This is a genomic window from Enterobacter ludwigii, from assembly GCF_001750725.1.
Classification (GTDB): Bacteria; Pseudomonadota; Gammaproteobacteria; order Enterobacterales; family Enterobacteriaceae; genus Enterobacter; species Enterobacter ludwigii.
This window is the reverse complement of sequence record NZ_CP017279.1, coordinates 600,208-618,182: the sequence shown is the minus strand read 5'-3', so window position 1 is coordinate 618,182 and position 17,975 is coordinate 600,208. Positions and strand designations below refer to the sequence as shown.

The window sequence follows — 17,975 nt, the reverse complement described above, 5'->3', positions numbered from 1 at the left end:
CGTTCAAAAAATAAGCAGATCATCATCAAATTTTTGCGCTAAATCACACTCGCCAGGCTTCTAAACTTAAAGGGAATCACCTGTTGTTTCCTAATGAGGATGTGATTATGAAAAAATACCTGACCCTTGTTGTTCTCGCGGGTGCACTGGCTACCGCGTCATTCTCTGCCATGGCGGTACAGTCATTGACCGACAATACAGATACCAGCCAGCTTAAGCCTGCGGGCACCGTCTCGGTAAGCCGCGCAAGTAACCTTGACGATCTCCAGAATAAACTCGCCGAAAAAGCCCGCCAGGAAGGGGCTAAAGGTTTCGTGGTTAACGCCGCGGGCGGGGATAACCATATGTATGGCACGGCGACCATTTATAAATAACGTCTCTTTCTATAAACAAACTGCATCTGCCTGACAGATGCAGTTCCTCTCTGCCTTGACTGCACGTTTTTTCACCCCATAGTAAAAACAGGGCTTAACAGATCCCAGGAGTAAACCATGGCTTCCGGTTGGGCGAATGATGACGCCGTTAACGAACAAATCAACAGTACAATTGAAGATGCGGTTGCGCGCGCTCGCGGTGAAATTCCGCGCGGTGAAAGTCTCTATGAATGTGAAGAGTGCGGAGAAGTGATCCCGGAAGCGCGGCGCAAAGCCATACCGGGCGTACGGTTATGCATCGCCTGCCAGCAGGAGAAAGATTCGAAAAATAGCGCACACTCAGGATATAATCGCAGAGGATCGAAAGACAGCCAGCTACGTTGACTTTCCTTTACCGAAGTTAACGGCGCAAGCGGTTACCTTTACGCTCACGGTTTTTTGTGAACCGCGTAGCAAAATGTGCCCTTCTCGTCGCTTCTGTAAAGCGCAGCTACAAGAAGTGTAAAGTCGTCCTCTGAATTTATTAATATTCAATAAGTTATTTGTCATTCAATTTTTTTGAGCAACCACGTCAATTCTCTTCGATTTTCTCTCGCATAAAAAAACGTGATACTTGTCACATCGACGGAACATCGTCCCCTTAACAGAATCACCTGCGAGAGATTAATTATGAAAACCATCAAATATGCTGTTGCTGCTGTTGCCCTGTCCGCTCTGTCTTTCGGCGCTTTTGCTGCAGAACCTGTGTCTCCATCTCAGGCGCAGAGCATGAACAAACTCGGTGTGGTAAGTGCTGAAGGCGCGACCACTCTGGACGGTCTGGAAGCGAAACTGGCTGAGAAAGCTGCTGCTGCCGGTGCAAGCGGATACACCATCACCTCCGCGAACACCAATAACAAACTGAGCGGTACTGCGGTTATCTATAAGTAATTGACTGAATGCTCCACCCTCGCCATACCCTCTGGTGAGCTGCTCCAACCCTCATTGACCCTGTTGTTGTTACCCTTGCTTGCCCGTCCGCCACTGGACGGGCTTTTTTTTGGGCTTAAAACGTCTCCCCGACGCGTTCCATCCCTGCCTCTACGGATTCAACTTCACCGGTCGCCAGCAGGCAACAGGCCATCTGCAACTTGATCGCGTGCGGTACCGGAACCTTTCCGGCCAGGCACTGCTCAATCCAGTGGGCGGTGGTATGCGGATCTTTTGCGTCAGGCAGGATCGCGTCGGAACGCTCTTCCCCTCGCTCGAGAATGGCGCGCGTGCCAGCGGAATCAATCAGCATCATCTGTGGGCAGCGCTGCGGGTTAGCATACACCTCGCCTTCCGTGCCGTGCATCAACAAGGCCCTGCCGCCTATGTCTTCAAAGAATTTCCCCACGCGCGTCACGTACTCCGGGTGAGAGACGCTGGAAAGACGCAGAGCCGCGTCTTCGCCAAACGGCGTAGCCAGTTTCGCCAGCGTATGCGCGCTGTTACGCACGCCCATGCGCCAGCGCATATCCAGCTGCTTCTCCAGCGGGGGGCAAAGGGCTCCGACAGGAATATAAACCGGCTGATGGCCATCAAGCTTCGCCTGTGCCTGGCCGGCATGCCGTGTGGGTTCGATACCCAGCATGCCGAAAATCGTTTCGGTCAGCACGCGGGTTGGATCTTCGCTTACACCATGCACCACCACCGGGAAGCCCAGCTTGTGCAATAAAATAGCGAGCAGCGGCGTCAGGTTGGCCTGCTTGCGTGCCCCGTTATAGCTCGGGATCACAATCGGCATCGGTTTTGCCACTGGCGCGTTTAAGCGCAGGGTCTGCGCCTGCATTGCTTCGTAGAAGCCACGCATCTCCGCTTCGCCTTCTCCTTTGATACGCAGCGCTATCAGGATACCGCCCATTTCAAGGTCGGGTACGTCACCGTTGAGCATATGCGTATAGAGCGCACGAGCGGTTTCATGGTCCAGATCGCGGGCATGATTTTTCCCTCGTCCTACCTCTTTGATAATTTTGCGATAATCCACGACATCTCTCCTGACAGCTTCATCTTGTTAACAATATAGCCCTGAAGAACGTCTGGCCGTTAGTGTTTTTGAACCGGATCATCCTTCTGTTTTTATGACGAAAAAAGAAACTCAAGCACTATTTCAATTATTTGTGATTGCCGTTGAAGATTCTTACCCCACCCGTTTCTGATTAAATAACCAACGGAAAATCATTTAAGGTCAACGGTGAAAACGTCTAGGCAACGTTCTCACCAGAAACATACCAGGATTTGTTATGAACAAGGTTGCTATAGGTTTATTTATCGCCGCAACGGCAGGATGTTCTGCATCCGCATTTGCGGCAACAAACGGTGAAGGTCAGATTAACTTCACCGGTGAAATTATTGATTCTGCTTGTCAGGTAGTGAACGGGTTAAGTAATCCATTAAATGTTCAGTTAGGCAAAGTGTCTAAAACGGTATTTACCGGGGCTGGATCTACCAGCACATTAACCAAGTTTGATATTCAATTAAAGAATTGCCCGGAGACCGTGACTTCCGCCGCCATTAACTTCGGTGGCACGCCGGATCCGGATAACAACACTACGCTGGCATTAACGCCGGATGTAGATGCTGCAACAGGTGTCGCTATTCAGCTGGTGGACGCGTCTGAGCAACCGGTGAGTTTGTATACGCCCTCTCAGCAATATCCGTTAGCCTCCGGTACGGCGGTCAATAACCTGGAATTTGGAGCCCGTTATATTCAGACCCAGGCTGCAATCACCGCAGGTCTGGCAAACGCCGTGTCGACCTTCACCGTTATTTATAACTGATATTATCCATCCTGAGATATTAGCTCTGTTCTGGGAGTTAATATCTCTTCTTTTATTGAGATACCTTTATGCGCCACGGTTATTTACTGAGTGCTCTTTTACTGGTAGCCGCCACTTCCCATGCCGGTGTCGTTATTAATGGCACACGCCTGGTCTACCAGGGCGATAAAAAGGAGTCGTCTCTGGGTCTTTCAAACCCAGATGCCACGGATTATCTGGTACAGTCCTGGGTTGATTCTGGCGGTAAAAACCCGGCTAAAGCCCCCTTCCTGATCACCCCACCGCTGTTTCGTCTCGATGCAAAAGAGGATAACGTCCTGCGTGTCGTGCGTACCGGCGGAAATTTGCCCGAGGATCGTGAGTCTCTCTACTGGCTTAATATCAAAGCTATTCCCTCGTCAAAGCACGTCGAAGGGGTAAATACCCTGCAGATTGCCATTAATACACGCATTAAATTGTTGTATCGCCCGTCAGCAATAACTGGCAAACCCGAGGCTGTGGCGGACAAGCTTCAGTGGCATCGTGAAGGTCACGACCTGGTTGTGAATAACCCGACGCCTTTCTATATGAATTTCCAGACGGTGATGCTTAACGGCCATAAAGTGGATAAAGCCACCTGGGCAGTCCCCAAAACGGAAACGCACTTTGCCTTACCCGATAATGCCAGCGGGTCGACCGTCACCTACTCCATTATTACTGATTACGGCAGCATCAGTCAGACCTGGTCGGCATCCGTTCATTAACACCCACTCAGGCTATTAATATCATCATGTACAGCCATAAAAAGCCGTTCATCCATCGCCTTTCTTCAATGCTGGTCATTTTATGTGGCCTGGCACTGGCGATCTTTGCGCAGCAGGTTATGGCTGATGATTATTTCAACCCGGCATTACTGGATATTGATAATCCTCAACAGGGGAAAACCGACCTGTCTGTTTATGAAAAAGGACCGGGACAAGCCCCCGGGAAATATCAGGTCAACATTTTCATCAACAATAATAAAATTGATACCCGTGATGTCACGTTCAAATTAATAAAAGACGCTCAGGGCAATCATTCTCTTCAACCCTGCTTTAGCCTGGATGAGCTAAAAAACCTTGGGATCAAAACCCGGCAGTATCCCGCGCTGATGGCTAAAGGCCAGTGCGCCGATATAAACGCCATTCCCGCGGCATCCGCAACGTTTCAGGTTCGTCATCAGCAACTGTTGCTCAGTATTCCACAAACGGCACTGGGCCAGGTCCCACGCGGGTATATCGACCCGAAAACGTTCGACGAAGGGATCACCGCAGGTCTGCTGAACTACAGCGCCACCGCCAGCCAGAGCCATGCCCGTGTGCAGGGAGAGCAGGATAACAGCAGCCAGTACGTTAACCTGCGCCCGGGCCTCAATGTGGGGGCCTGGCGCATACGCAATTATTCCACGTGGACTCGCAGCACAACGGGCAGCGAGGAAGAGCACAGGTTCTCCTCCGTCTACACCTATGCTCAACGCGATATCGTGGCGATGAAAAGCGATATGACCGTCGGGCAAAGCACCTCCCCGTCGGACGTTTTCGACAGCGTGCCCTATACCGGGGTTGAGCTGAAATCCGATACCGACATGCTCCCGGACAGTGAAAAAGGCTATGCGCCGATTATTCGCGGCACTGCCCACAGCAATGCGCTGGTGATGGTTCGTCAGAACGGTTACGTCATTTATCAGAACACGGTTGCACCCGGTGCGTTTGAAATTAACGATCTCTATCCCACCGGCAGCAGCGGCGATCTGCAGGTCACCGTGAAAGAGACCGACGGCAGCGAAAGTCACTTTGTCGTGCCCTACGCCTCGGTCCCGGTACTGCAGCGTGAAAAGAATCTCCGCTACAGCGTGACCGCCGGGCGTTACCGGTCTTACGACAAGGACGTCGAACAAACCCCGTTTGCCGAGGGCAGCGCCATCTACGGCATGCCATTGGGTTTCACCGCCTACGGTGGTGCGCAGCAGAGTCGCCATTATCAGTCCCGGGCGCTGGGCGTCGGGAAAAACCTGGGCGATTTGGGTGCTTTCTCCCTTGATGTCACCCGCGCCAAAGCGCTGCTGAAAAAACAGCAGACCAGCAAAGGCCGATCCTGGCGCGTTCGCTACAGCAAAGATTTTGTCGCCTCGGGCACTCACTTCTCCCTGGCGGGCTATCGCTACAACAGCAAAGGGTTTTACACCCTGGAAGACACGATGGAGTCTTACACCCGTTCAGATGACGGGTCTGCGCCGCAGCAGCGACGTGCCCGAACGGAAGCCACCGTCGACCAGACGCTGCCCGCGGGCTGGGGCTCTGTCACCCTGAGCCTGGTCAAAGAGACCTACTGGAGCCAGAGCCAGGATATGACCTCCATGAGCGTCAGCTACAACAACAGCTGGCACGGCGTCAGCTACAGCCTGAGCTACAGCATGAACAAAAACACCCAGGACAGCGATGCGAACGGTGAGGATGTGATGAACGACAACCAGTTCTCGTTAAACGTCTCCGTTCCACTGGATCGCTGGATGCATAACACCTGGGCCACCTACAACCTCAACAACACCAAAGACGGCACGACACAGAACATCGGCCTTAACGGTACCGCGCTGAAGGGAGACAACCTGAACTGGAATATTCAGGAGGGGCTGAGCAGCACCGGTAGCGGAAACTCCACCAGCATGAACGCCGATTATAAAGCGACCTATGGCGAAGTGAGCGGCGGGGTAAGCCAGGATAAATACCAGCAAACCGTAAACGTCGGGCTGCAGGGTGGCGCGATCGTGCACGCCAACGGGATAACCCTGAGCCAGCCGCTCGGAGAGACCATTGCGCTGGTGAAAGCACCGGGAACACACGGTACGCATATCGCCAATCAGACGGGCGTTGAGACCGACTTCCGCGGCTATACCGTCGTGCCGTTTGTTACCCCTTATCGCCACAATACCATTGCGCTGGATACCGAAACCCTGCCCGACGAGGCCGACGTGACGCACGCAGCGTACGTTGTTACCCCGACACGCGGGGCCGTGGTGCGCGCCAGCTTTAATACCCGCGTGGGCAGCCGGGTCCTGATGACGCTGACGCACAACGGTAAACCGCTGCCCTTCGGTGCGACGGTAACAACGGAGGATAAGGACAGCGAATTTATTGTCGGCAATGACGGCCAGACCTATCTCTCCGGCCTGCCAAAGCAAGGGCATCTCACCGTCACCTGGGGACAGGATGCGAGCGAGCACTGCGAGGCCGACTACGTCCTTACGGATGAGACAGAGAAAACCAACATCCTTAACGCTGCTGCGCAGTGCCACTGATTCACCGTTCAGGCAAACCATTATGCAAATGATTAAACAGTGCTTTTTCTTCCTGGTTCTGGGAACCGCCGCGTTATTTATGCCACATGCTAACGCGCTCTGTACCTCCTCCGATCTGCCAAAACAGATTAATGTGGCCTCCGTATCCGTCTCAAGCACGTTGCCGGTAGGTGCCACCATTCCGGGCACCGAGCAGACCGTTCACGTGGCGGGCAACTGCTATAACCCTTCTGACTTCGGGCTTCCGATTGTTGCGTGCTATTACGGCGCAGGTCTGGAGATCCCCGGTCTTTCTGGGGTGTATGAATCAGGGCTGGAAGGAATTGGCGTAGCGCTGATGAATGACAAAGGCCAGCGAATTACCGGTGCCGGGGGAATTTACTGTAATTCAAGCGGCACGCCGCTGGGCTATGTCTCCAACGACATTTCTGAGTCCTTTAACTTTAATGTCACGCTGGAACTGGTGAAAACGAGCAATACGGTCAAATCAGGTTCGCTTTCTCAGGCGGAGTCTAAATTTGGCGTCGGGGTTTATCAGCATGAAGGCATCAGCGATCCCAATACGATTTCCTATGCGGGCAATGTGAACCTCGAAACGGTTACCTGCTCTGTCCTGCCCAAAAATCTCACCGTGAACCTGGGCGATTTTCCCGTCAGTGATTTTATCAGTATCGGGTTGCTATCCAGCCCTGCACAAAACTTTGACGTCACGATTAATTGCGACAGCACCGTCCAGCCTGAGCTAAAGGTGACCAGCGCAAACGGCTACGAAACGGCATTCGAAGGGGTGATCAAATTGACTCAGCAGAACGGCATGGCAACCGGCGTGGGCGTGAGAATGCTCTTTGATGACCATCTCGCCACCTTTGACACCTATGTCAGTACCCGAAGCCAGGCCATCGCCAACGAAACCCTGCGAATACCGTTCGAGGTTCGCTACGAACAGGTCAGCAACGTGGTGACACCGGGGCCAGCCAATACCGTGGCGACGATCACTCTGGCTTATAAGTGACCAACATGAAAAAGACACTTGCGATCCTGATTCTCGGCTTGATTGCCCGGGCACAGGCGGACGATATTCAGATCCAGATGACAGGCAATATTTACGCCAACACCTGCATTATTGACAGCGCCAGCCGCAACCTGACGGTGGATTTAGGCCAGGCGGTAACAGGGGATTTTAAAAATGTGGGCGATACCGGCGCGTGGAAAGACTTTACGCTCTCGGTCTCGCATTGCCCTCCCACACTTGCACTGGCGACCGCCTTTTTCTATGGTCAGGCCGACAGTACGCACCCGACAAAATTCGCCAATATCGGCAGTGCGAAAGGGTTGGCTCTGGAACTGGCAGACCGCCAGGACAATATACTCATTGCCCCGCAGGCAGCCTTTAACGTTCCGGTTAACTCAGCGGACCACACGGCAACGTTTCCTCTGGCTGCCCGCTATTATGCCAGCGCATTGCCCGTCACCGCCGGAACGTTTAACAGTGTGGTCCAGGTGACTTTTACTTACCAGTAGGCCCGCGCCCCTTCGTACGGATGCTTTTACGCCGTCCGGCGGCAGGTTTTGCCGGACGTTTTTTAACATCGGGCACGTCTGGCTGTTCAATCGGGAAAACAGGCAGAGCGTTGAGTAACCGCTGGCCGTAATTTTTGGTGAGCAGACGTTTGTCATAAATCACCACCTCTCCCCAGCAGCTGTGGCTACGGATGAGACGCCCCACCTGCTGAATCAGATTAAACGATGCCGCGGGTAAGCTTTGGACCTCGAACGGATAGCGATTGAGGCTTTTGAGCCATTCACCTTCGGTGATGACGACCGGGCTGTCGATGGGCGGGAAGGCGATTTTATGGATATGCACCTGCGTCAGGTAATCCCCCTTCAGATCCAGCCCCTCCGCGAATGACTGCAGCCCGATCAGCACGCTACGTTCCCCGTTATCAATGCGTTTGCGGTGCAGCTCTACCAGCCGGTAGCGGGGCTGATCGCCCTGCACCAGCAACAGCAATCGCAGGTCGGTAACGTGCTCCAGAAAACGCTGCATCGCCCTTCCACTGGCAAACAGGACCAGCATGCCGGGATATTTTTCACTCTCCAGCTGCTCGCGGAAATACGCTGCCATTTCGGCAATGTGCTGTTCTTCGTTGTCGATAAGCGGCTCATACTTCATGCGCGGAATGACCAGCTTGCCCTGTTCACAGTGGTTAAACGGCGAATCCAGCGCCACAAAACGATCGCCAGCTTTCTCTTTCAGTCCGCTCATCTCCTGTAAACGGGAGAAACTGTTCAGGGAACGCAACGTCGCGGAAGTCACTACCACGTGCGGCACGCTGCGCCAGATAAGCTTTTCCAGCTGATCGGCAACACGAATCCCCACGCAGTGGAAAAACAGGTGCGCCTGTCCGTCTTTCACGTCACGGGTTGCCCATTTGGTGACCGGCGCACCGGACGCCTGCGCCATCGAGGCCAGACGCCAGAGCTTGCTCTGGGCTTCGAACATGCCCAACGCACGGTTCATCTGCAGCAGAATGCGGTGCAAACGTACCACGTCGTGGGTACCGGTTTTCTCACTGAGATCGTTTAAGAACATCTCCGCCAGCCCGCGCAGCTTTTCAAGGTGCTTCGCCAGCTGCTGGCAGATCTCCATCACCTCGTCGGGCAGCTCTCCCATCGCAAAGCGATGCTCTGCTTCCTGGGTCTCCGGGAGATAAAGATTGAGGATGTTATTCAGGGAAGCAATAAGGCTGTAGACCGCTTCGCAATGTTCGCTCAGCCGCTCGGGCACCGCCAGCGGCGGCGTGGTTTTCGGGCGGAACTGCTCCATGCAGGTCGCCACCAGCTTGCAGAACAGATCCAGCTGCAGGCGGAACCACGGCGCGGTGATTTCGGCGCTCATCTCCAGCGCATCCCGCGCCACATCGGGCAAATGGTGGCCTTCATCGAGCACCAGCAGCAGGTTTTTGGGCTCCGGCAGGACGGCCTCACTCTCCAGCGCGGCCATGACCAGCGCGTGGTTAGCGACAACCACCTCCGCTTCCTGAATCTCCCGCCGTGCGACAAAGAACGGGCACTCGCGATAGTAGTGGCAGTTGCGGTTAAGGCAACTGGCTTTATCGGTGCTGAGCCTGCGCCACAAATCATCGCTGATGGCATGGCTGGTGTGATCGCGAAGGCCGTCCCACTTGTAGCTGTCGAGCTCGGTTTTTAGCTTCGCGCACTGCTCCTGTTCCGCTTTGTTGTTCGGCGTCAGTTCATCATCCAGGAAGGCCAGCAGATCCTGCTGAGAGGGCTCACTGCTGGCGAGAGCCGCGAGATTGCGCGGACACACATAACGCCCGCGGCCAAAGGCGGCTGTAAATCGCAGTTCAGGGATAATTTTGCGCAGCAACGGCAGGTCTTTGCTGAAGATTTGATCCTGCAGGGCCACATTAGCGGTGCTGACCACCAGCGTTTTTTGCTCTTCCCGCGCGATGGCAATGCCCGGGATTAAATACGAAAGGGTTTTCCCGACACCCGTCGGGGCTTCAATCGCCAGATGTCGTCCGTCGTCCCCGGAGAGCGTTTTTGCCACATCAGCAATCATCTGCCGCTGAGGCGCTCGGGGGATAAAGTCGGGGATCTGCTGTTGTAGCGCCTTATACCAGGCGCCAATTTGCGCTTTGAGCGCCGCGGTTAAAGCCATCGGAGGACCTGAAATACTGTATAAACAGCCACTATTGTGGCACTTTCTTTCCGCTGCCGCAAAAGAAAAGCCCGGCTTTACGACCGGGCTTCCAGATTACTGCGGGTTAGCAGGTTTACGCGGGCGGCGTCGGCGCTGCCCTTCCCCTGCCGGTTTCCCCTCGCCGCTACGCCATGGGCTTTCACCGCCTGGCTTAGCCTCTGTATTACGACGCGGAGGTTTGCCCGCGGCTTTCGGTGCACCGCCTTCAGAACGACGCGGCTGCTGACTGCGCCCCCCGCCCCCCTGACCACGACCACCGCCGCCGCCCTGACGGCCATTCTGAATAGGCTCCGCCTTGATGGACGGGTCCACGTCATAGCCCGGGGTTTCGATACGCGGGATCTCTTTTCTCAGCAGACGTTCGATATCACGCAGCAGTTTGTGTTCATCCACACACACCAGCGAAAGCGCTTCACCGGTTGCCGCCGCACGACCGGTACGACCGATACGGTGAACATAGTCTTCCGGTACGTTTGGCAGCTCGTAGTTGACGACGTGCGGCAGCTCTTCAATATCCAGACCACGGGCAGCAATGTCGGTGGCAACCAGGACGCGAATGTCACCGGATTTAAATTCAGCCAGCGCGCGGGTACGTGCCCCCTGGCTTTTGTTACCGTGGATCGCCGCGCTGCGGATACCGTCTTTATTCAGCTGCTCCGCCAGATGGTTAGCGCCGTGCTTGGTACGGGTAAAGACCAGCACCTGCTGCCAGTTGCCCTGACCAATCATATGGGAGAGCAGTTCCCGCTTACGCTTTTTATCAACGAAGTGAACGTGCTGGGTAATTTGCTCAGAGGCGGTGTTGCGGCGCGCCACTTCCACTTCCAGCGGGTTATGCAGCAGTTTTTCCGCCAGCGCCTTGATCTCATCAGAGAAGGTGGCAGAGAACAGCAGGTTCTGACGACGCGGTGGCAGCTTAGCCAGCACGCGACGAATGTCGTGGATAAAGCCCATATCCAGCATGCGGTCAGCTTCGTCCAGCACCAGGATTTCGATGCTATCAAGCTTCAGGGCATTCTGGTGCTCAAGATCCAACAGACGACCCGGCGTTGCCACCAGCACGTCCACGCCACCGCGCAGCTTCATCATCTGCGGGTTAATGCTTACTCCACCGAAAACCACCAGCGAGCGAATGTTGAGATAGCGGCTGTACTCACGCACGTTCTCACCAATCTGGGCCGCCAGCTCACGCGTTGGGGTGAGGATCAGGGCACGCACCGGACGACGTCCTTTAGCGTGCGGCTGATTTTTTACCAGCAGCTCTAACAGCGGCAGGGTAAAACCCGCGGTCTTACCGGTACCGGTCTGGGCGCTGGCCATCAGGTCGCGGCCCTGCAGAACGGCCGGAATAGCCTGCTGCTGGATTGGGGTTGGCTCGACGTAGCCCTGCTCTGCGATAGCGCGCAAAATTTCAGGGTTCAGGCCAAGGGAATCAAAAGACATAAAAACTCCGAACCGCCCCGACCATCACAGGTGTAGTTTTCAGGGAGATATAACGAATAGGGAAGGACAAAAACCACAATGTCGTGAAGCAGCGGAGTGTAGCAGGTTTTGTGACGTGGCGCATAAAATATCCCGCGGCGCTGCGTTGACGAAAGATTTCCCGCCGTGTGGTCACTGGACAAAATGGGCAACCGGGCATAATGTTAATCAATCGATTGATTAATTTTTAAAACCGCCATGAATACGACCCCTACGACATCGAAAGGTGAACAGGCCAAAAACCAGCTTATTGCCGCCGCGCTGGCGCAGTTTGGCGAATATGGTCTGCATGCCACCACGCGGGACATCGCGGCGCAGGCCGGGCAAAACATTGCGGCCATCACCTACTATTTTGGCTCAAAAGAGGATTTGTACCTCGCCTGTGCCCAGTGGATCGCCGACTTTATCGGTAACCATTTTCGGCCACACGTTGAAGAGGCCAGCGGGCTATTGAGCCAACCGTCGCCGGATCGCGCCGCCATCAGGCAGCTGATTATCAGCGCCTGCGACAATATGATTCGCCTGCTGACCCACGACGAGACGCTGAGCCTGAGTAAGTTCATCTCCCGTGAGCAGCTCTCCCCTACGGCGGCTTACCAGCGAGTGCACGATCAGGTGATTGCCCCGATGCATACGCACCTGACCCGGCTGATCGCGGCCTATACCGGACGAGACGCCGACGATACCGAGACTATTTTGCATACCCACGCCCTGCTGGGTGAAATTCTCGCCTTCCGTCTTGGGCGCGAAACGATCCTGTTACGCACCGGCTGGACACAATTTGATGAGGATAAAGCCGCGCAGATTAGCCAGGTCATCACCTGTCATCTCGATCTGATCCTGCAAGGCTTAACGCAAAGGAGCCTGAAGTCATGAAAAAACCTGTCGCCATCATTCTGGTGGTCGTTGTTCTGCTTGCCGCAGGTATCGGCGGCTGGCTGTGGTATCAAAGTCACCAGGACAGAGGCCTGACGCTGTACGGTAACGTCGATATTCGCACCGTGAATATGAGTTTCCGCGTCGGGGGGCGCCTGGCCTCCCTCACCGTTGATGAAGGCGATACCATCAAAACCGGTCAGAGGCTGGGGATGCTCGACAAGGCCCCGTACGAGAACGCGCTGATGCAGGCGAAAGCAGGCGTTTCCGTGGCGCAGGCGCAATATGACCTGATGCTGGCCGGCTACCGTGACGAAGAGATTGCTCAGGCCGCCGCCGCGGTCAAACAGGCGCAGGCCGCCTATGACTACGCGCAAAACTTCTATGCCCGTCAGCAGGGACTGTGGAAAAGCCGCACCATTTCTGCCAACGACCTGGAAAACGCCCGCTCCTCCCGCGACCAGGCCCAGGCGACGCTGAAATCCGCCCAGGATAAATTAAGCCAGTACCACACCGGTAACCGCCCGCAGGACATCGCGCAGGCAAAAGCCAGCCTGGAACAGGCGCAGGCGCAGCTGGCGCAGGCGGAACTGGATCTGCACGACACCACGCTCATTGCCCCGTCTGACGGCACGCTGATGACCCGCGCCGTGGAGCCGGGCAGCATGTTAAGCGCGGGGAGCACCGTCCTGACGCTTTCTCTGACGCGTCCGGTATGGGTGCGCGCCTACATTGATGAGCCTAATCTCGGCCAGATGCAGCCGGGCCGCGAGCTGCTGCTCTACACCGACGGTCGGCCGGATAAACCGTATCATGGCAAAGTTGGCTTTGTGTCACCGACGGCTGAATTCACGCCTAAAACGGTTGAAACGCCGGATCTGCGTACCGACCTGGTTTATCGCCTGCGCATCATCGTGACCGATGCCGACGACGCGCTGCGTCAGGGCATGCCTGTCACCGTAAAAGTCAGCGACGGGGAACGACATGAATGACGCGGTTATTCAGCTCAACAATCTGGTCAAACGCTTCGCGGGAATGGAAAAACCTGCCGTCGCCCCGCTGAACTGTACCATTCAGAAAGGCTATGTGACCGGGCTGGTTGGCCCGGACGGCGCAGGCAAAACGACGCTGATGCGGATGCTGGCGGGTTTGTTAAAGCCCGATGAAGGAACCGCCAGCGTGCTCGGACTCGACCCGATTAAAGACGATGGCGCGCTCCATGCCATGCTGGGCTATATGCCGCAGAAGTTTGGTCTGTATGAAGACCTGACGGTGATGGAAAACCTCAATCTGTATGCTGACCTGCGCAGCGTCACTGGCGAAACCCGTCAGAAGACCTTTGCCCGTTTGCTGGAATTTACCTCGCTTGGCCCCTTCACCGACCGGCTGGCGGGCAAGCTCTCCGGCGGGATGAAACAGAAGCTGGGGCTGGCCTGTACGCTGGTGGGCGAGCCGAAGGTTCTCTTGCTCGATGAACCTGGCGTGGGCGTCGACCCGATTTCGCGCCGCGAGCTGTGGCAGATGGTGCATGAGTTAGCCGGCGATGGGATGCTGATCCTCTGGAGCACTTCGTACCTTGATGAAGCGGAACAGTGCCGTGACGTTCTGCTGATGAACGAAGGTGAGCTGCTTTATCAGGGCGAGCCGACCACGCTGACGCAGAGCATGGCTGGTCGCAGCTTCCTGTTGCACAGCGCCCAGGCCTCCAACCGTCAGCTGCTGCAGCGGGTGCTAAAGCTACCTCAGGTCAGCGATGGAATGATTCAGGGCCGTTCGGTGCGCGTGATCCTCACGAAAGAGGCGACCGCGGACGATATACGTCGTGCACCGGGTATGCCTGAAATTGAGATGGAGGAGACCGCGCCACGCTTTGAAGATGCGTTTATCGATCTGCTCGGCGGCGCAGGGACATCAGAATCCCCCCTCGCCGCGATCCTGCACACGGTTGAAGGTACGCCGGGTGAAACGGTGATTGAAGCCAAATCCCTCACCAAAAAGTTTGGGGATTTCGCCGCCACCGATAACGTCAATTTCGCGGTGAAACGCGGTGAGATTTTTGGCCTGCTCGGGCCAAACGGCGCCGGGAAATCGACCACTTTTAAGATGATGTGCGGCCTGCTGGTACCGACCTCGGGGAAAGCGCTGGTGCTCGACATGGACCTGAAGGTCAGCTCCGGCAAGGCGCGTCAGCATCTGGGCTATATGGCGCAAAAATTCTCGCTGTATGGCAACCTGACGGTCGAGCAGAACCTGCGCTTTTTCTCCGGCGTGTACGGCCTGCGGGGCCGCGCGCAGAACGAGAAAATCCACCGCATGAGCGAGGCCTTTGGCCTGACGGGCATTGCTTCCCATGCCACCGACGAACTGCCGCTCGGTTTCAAGCAGCGGCTGGCGCTGGCCTGCTCATTAATGCATGAGCCCGATATCCTGTTTCTCGATGAGCCGACCTCCGGCGTTGACCCCCTCACCCGCCGCGAGTTCTGGCTGCATATTAACAGCATGGTGGAGAAAGGGGTCACGGTCATGGTAACCACCCACTTTATGGATGAGGCGGAATACTGCGACCGCATCGGGCTGGTGTATCGCGGCAAGCTGATTGCCCACGGTACGCCGGACGACCTGAAAGAACAGGCTGCCGATGATGAGGTGCCGGACCCGACCATGGAACAGGCGTTTATTACCCTCATCCACGACTGGGATAAGGAGAATGCCCATGCGCAATAACGCCATTTCATGGCGCAGGGTGCGTGCGTTGTGTATCAAAGAGACGCGCCAGATCGTGCGTGACCCCAGCAGCTGGCTGATCGCTGTGGTGATCCCCCTGCTGCTGCTCTTCATCTTTGGCTACGGGATCAACCTCGACTCCAGCAAACTGCGGGTCGGGATTTTGCTGGAGCAACAGAGCGAAGAGGCGCTTGATTTCACCCACACCATGACCGGCTCCCCTTACATCGACGCCACCATCAGCGACAACCGGCAGGCGTTAATCCAGATGATGCAGGCCGGGAAGATACGCGGGCTGGTGGTGATCCCGGTAGATTTTGCCACCAACATGGCGCGCACCGATGCCAGTGCGCCGGTGCAGGTGATCACCGACGGCAGCGAGCCAAACACCGCGAACTTTGTACAAGGCTATGTGGAGGGCATCTGGCAGCTGTGGCAAATGCAGCGCGCCGAAGACCGCGGGGAAACCTTCGAACCGCTGATCGACGTGCAGACGCGCTACTGGTTTAACCCTGCGGCCATTAGCCAGCATTTTATTATCCCGGGTGCGGTGACCATCATCATGACGGTTATTGGCGCCATTTTGACCTCGCTGGTGATTGCCCGCGAGTGGGAACGCGGCACCATGGAGGCGCTGCTGTCTACCGAGGTCACACGGGTTGAACTGCTGCTCTGTAAACTTATTCCCTACTACTTCCTCGGCATGCTGGCGATGCTGCTCTGCATGCTGGTCTCGGTGTTTATCCTCGGCGTGCCGTACCGCGGATCGCTGGTGGTGCTGTTCTTTATCACCAGTCTGTTTTTACTGAGCACCCTCGGGATGGGGCTGCTTATCTCCACCATCACCCGTAATCAGTTCAACGCCGCGCAGGTGGCCCTGAACGCCGCCTTTTTACCGTCGATTATGCTGTCCGGGTTTATTTTCCAGATAGACAGCATGCCCGCCGTAATCCGTGCCGTGACTTACATTATTCCGGCGCGCTACTTCGTGAGTACGCTGCAAAGCCTGTTCCTGGCGGGGAATATTCCGGTGGTGCTGATCATCAACACGCTGTTTTTGCTGGCATCGGCAACGATGTTTATTGGGCTGACGTGGATAAAGACCAAACGGCGTCTGGATTAAGGAGCGAACATGTTTCACCGTTTATGGACATTGATACGCAAAGAGCTGCAGTCGCTGCTGCGCGAGCCGCAGACGCGCGCCATTCTGGTATTACCGGTGTTGCTTCAGGTGTTGCTCTTCCCGTTTGCCGCCACGCTGGAGGTGACTAACGCCACCATTGCTATCTACAACGAAGATAACGGCAAACATTCCGTCGAATTGACGCAGCGTTTCGCCCGGGCGAAGGCTTTTACCCACATCCTGCTGCTGAAAAGCCCACAGGAGATCCAGCCCACCATCGATACGCAAAAAGCGTTATTGCTGGTGCGTTTCCCGGCCGATTTTTCCCGCAACCTGGATACCTTCCAGACGGCACCAATGCAGTTAATCCTCGACGGGCGCAACTCCAACAGCGCCCAGATTGCAGCCAACTATCTTCAGCAGGTGGTGAAGGATTACCAACAGGAGTTGATGGACGGGAAACCGAAACTTAACAACAGCGAGCTGGTGGTGCGCAACTGGTATAACCCGAATCTGGATTACAAATGGTTCGTGGTGCCATCGCTGATCGCCATGATCACCACCATCGGAGTGATGATCGTAACGTCACTCTCCGTCGCCCGTGAGCGCGAACAGGGGACGCTCGATCAGCTGCTGGTTTCCCCGCTCGCAACATGGCAAATTTTCGTCGGCAAAGCGGTTCCGGCGCTGATTGTCGCGACCTTCCAGGCCACCATCGTGCTGGGCGTGGGAATATGGGCCTACCAAATCCCGTTCGCCGGTTCGCTGGCGCTGTTCTACTTCACGATGGTGATTTACGGGCTGTCGCTGGTCGGGTTTGGACTGCTGATTTCCGCGCTCTGCTCTACCCAGCAGCAGGCATTTATTGGCGTGTTCGTCTTTATGATGCCGGCGATTTTGCTTTCGGGCTACGTCTCGCCCGTCGAGAACATGCCGGTATGGTTACAGGATTTGACGTGGATAAACCCGATTCGGCACTTCACGGATATCACCAAGCAGATCTATCTGAAGGATGCGAGTCTGGACATTGTCTGGGGAAGTTTGTGGCCGCTACTGATCATAGCGGCCACGACGGGCTCAGTGGCGTACGTGATGTTTAGACGAAACATCGCGTAGCTTTTTCTCTTTGGTCAGTAACGAGACCACGGCAGGCCCTGCGAGGATTGCCAGACCGGCCAGGGCCAGCAGCAGGTTGTTTTGCAGCACACGCGACAACAACCAAAGCACAATCATCGCCGCACCAAAGTACCAGGTGGTGGTGAGCTCTTCGAGCACATCACCCACCTCACGCCAGCGTGCTTCGTGGTGGCGCTGTAAAAACAGCATCGACAGTACGGTGACGCCATAGAGGACGCATAGCCCTAAGCCGACCCGCACCAGCGTGCCGCTCATCCAGCCCATCACCAGTACGGCCACGACCAGTAAATGCAACATTATCTGCCAGCAACTCAGGCCAGTTGCGACACGAACGCGTTGTTGCCACTTCATGGCTTCTCTCCTGAAGGATTTTTCTCTGCTTAATCAGACTACCGCACTTTACGGAAAATTCCGTAAC

The 17,975-nt window shown here is 55.6% G+C and carries 17 protein-coding genes; 13 read left to right on the top strand and 4 right to left on the bottom strand.

Annotation, left to right across the window (positions count from 1 at the left end; translation table 11 throughout):
- The first annotated feature begins 107 nt into the window (after positions 1-107).
- From mcbA to ybiJ, 3 genes are all read left to right on the top strand, one after another.
- Complete coding sequence (gene mcbA / locus BH714_RS02900) at positions 108-374, top strand: DUF1471 family periplasmic protein McbA (RefSeq protein WP_032677729.1); 267 nt, start codon at positions 108-110, stop codon at positions 372-374.
- Between the two features lie 117 nt (positions 375-491).
- Positions 492-758 (top strand): DksA/TraR family C4-type zinc finger protein, encoded by a 267-nt coding sequence (locus tag BH714_RS02895; RefSeq protein ID WP_014169247.1) that lies wholly within the window; start codon positions 492-494, stop codon positions 756-758.
- A gap of 285 nt (positions 759-1,043) precedes the next feature.
- Positions 1,044-1,304, top strand: coding sequence for a DUF1471 family protein YbiJ (gene ybiJ / locus BH714_RS02890; RefSeq protein ID WP_020884917.1), 261 nt, complete (start codon positions 1,044-1,046; stop codon positions 1,302-1,304).
- Between the two features lie 115 nt (positions 1,305-1,419).
- On the opposite strand, the gene ybiB is transcribed toward ybiJ, so the two are convergent.
- On the bottom strand, positions 1,420-2,382 hold the full coding sequence (ybiB, locus tag BH714_RS02885) for a DNA-binding protein YbiB (RefSeq protein ID WP_040016981.1): 963 nt from the start codon (positions 2,380-2,382) through the stop codon (positions 1,420-1,422).
- A gap of 256 nt (positions 2,383-2,638) precedes the next feature.
- Between ybiB and BH714_RS02880 the strand changes: the two genes are divergently transcribed.
- The 5 genes from BH714_RS02880 (at position 2,639) to BH714_RS02860 (ending at position 8,009) form a co-directional block, all read left to right on the top strand.
- A complete protein-coding gene (locus BH714_RS02880) occupies positions 2,639-3,175 on the top strand; it encodes a fimbrial protein (RefSeq protein ID WP_014169244.1) in 537 nt (178 codons plus the stop codon).
- 68 nt (positions 3,176-3,243) lie between these two features.
- Positions 3,244-3,918, top strand: coding sequence for a fimbrial biogenesis chaperone (locus tag BH714_RS02875; RefSeq protein WP_032677726.1), 675 nt, complete (start codon positions 3,244-3,246; stop codon positions 3,916-3,918).
- A gap of 26 nt (positions 3,919-3,944) precedes the next feature.
- On the top strand, positions 3,945-6,488 hold the full coding sequence (locus tag BH714_RS02870) for a fimbria/pilus outer membrane usher protein (protein WP_040016980.1): 2,544 nt from the start codon (positions 3,945-3,947) through the stop codon (positions 6,486-6,488).
- A 22-nt stretch (positions 6,489-6,510) separates the two neighbouring features.
- Positions 6,511-7,500, top strand: a complete 990-nt coding sequence (locus BH714_RS02865) for a fimbrial protein (RefSeq protein WP_020884921.1) — start codon at positions 6,511-6,513, stop codon at positions 7,498-7,500.
- A 5-nt stretch (positions 7,501-7,505) separates the two neighbouring features.
- Complete coding sequence (locus BH714_RS02860) at positions 7,506-8,009, top strand: fimbrial protein (protein WP_020884922.1); 504 nt, start codon at positions 7,506-7,508, stop codon at positions 8,007-8,009.
- Here BH714_RS02860 and dinG read toward each other — a convergent pair.
- Both dinG and rhlE read right to left on the bottom strand, forming a co-directional pair.
- The gene (gene dinG, locus BH714_RS02855) at positions 7,996-10,173 is read right to left on the bottom strand and encodes an ATP-dependent DNA helicase DinG (RefSeq protein WP_040016979.1); all 2,178 of its coding nucleotides are present in this window, start codon (positions 10,171-10,173) and stop codon (positions 7,996-7,998) included. The genes BH714_RS02860 and dinG overlap by 14 nt on opposite strands.
- A gap of 96 nt (positions 10,174-10,269) precedes the next feature.
- Positions 10,270-11,658: an ATP-dependent RNA helicase RhlE gene (rhlE, locus tag BH714_RS02850; protein ID WP_020884924.1), complete on the bottom strand. Its 1,389-nt coding sequence runs from the start codon at positions 11,656-11,658 to the stop codon at positions 10,270-10,272.
- A gap of 237 nt (positions 11,659-11,895) precedes the next feature.
- Between rhlE and cecR the strand changes: the two genes are divergently transcribed.
- The 5 genes from cecR to BH714_RS02825 are packed head-to-tail and all read left to right on the top strand — an operon-like array spanning position 11,896 to position 17,536.
- The gene (gene cecR, locus BH714_RS02845; RefSeq protein WP_014169235.1) at positions 11,896-12,573 is read left to right on the top strand and encodes a transcriptional regulator CecR; all 678 of its coding nucleotides are present in this window, start codon (positions 11,896-11,898) and stop codon (positions 12,571-12,573) included.
- The gene (hlyD, locus tag BH714_RS02840; protein WP_040016978.1) at positions 12,570-13,565 is read left to right on the top strand and encodes a secretion protein HlyD; all 996 of its coding nucleotides are present in this window, start codon (positions 12,570-12,572) and stop codon (positions 13,563-13,565) included. The genes cecR and hlyD overlap by 4 nt, the downstream gene beginning before the upstream one ends.
- Complete coding sequence (locus BH714_RS02835; protein ID WP_040016977.1) at positions 13,558-15,297, top strand: ATP-binding cassette domain-containing protein; 1,740 nt, start codon at positions 13,558-13,560, stop codon at positions 15,295-15,297. Before hlyD ends, BH714_RS02835 begins: the two co-directional genes overlap by 8 nt.
- Positions 15,287-16,420, top strand: a complete 1,134-nt coding sequence (locus tag BH714_RS02830; RefSeq protein WP_040016976.1) for an ABC transporter permease — start codon at positions 15,287-15,289, stop codon at positions 16,418-16,420. The genes BH714_RS02835 and BH714_RS02830 overlap by 11 nt, the downstream gene beginning before the upstream one ends.
- A 9-nt stretch (positions 16,421-16,429) precedes the next feature.
- The gene (locus tag BH714_RS02825; protein ID WP_040016975.1) at positions 16,430-17,536 is read left to right on the top strand and encodes an ABC transporter permease; all 1,107 of its coding nucleotides are present in this window, start codon (positions 16,430-16,432) and stop codon (positions 17,534-17,536) included.
- Here the strand turns inward: BH714_RS02825 and BH714_RS02820 are convergent.
- Positions 17,498-17,908, bottom strand: a complete 411-nt coding sequence (locus BH714_RS02820; RefSeq protein ID WP_014169230.1) for a YbhQ family protein — start codon at positions 17,906-17,908, stop codon at positions 17,498-17,500. The genes BH714_RS02825 and BH714_RS02820 overlap by 39 nt on opposite strands.
- Positions 17,909-17,975: the final 67 nt, after the last annotated feature.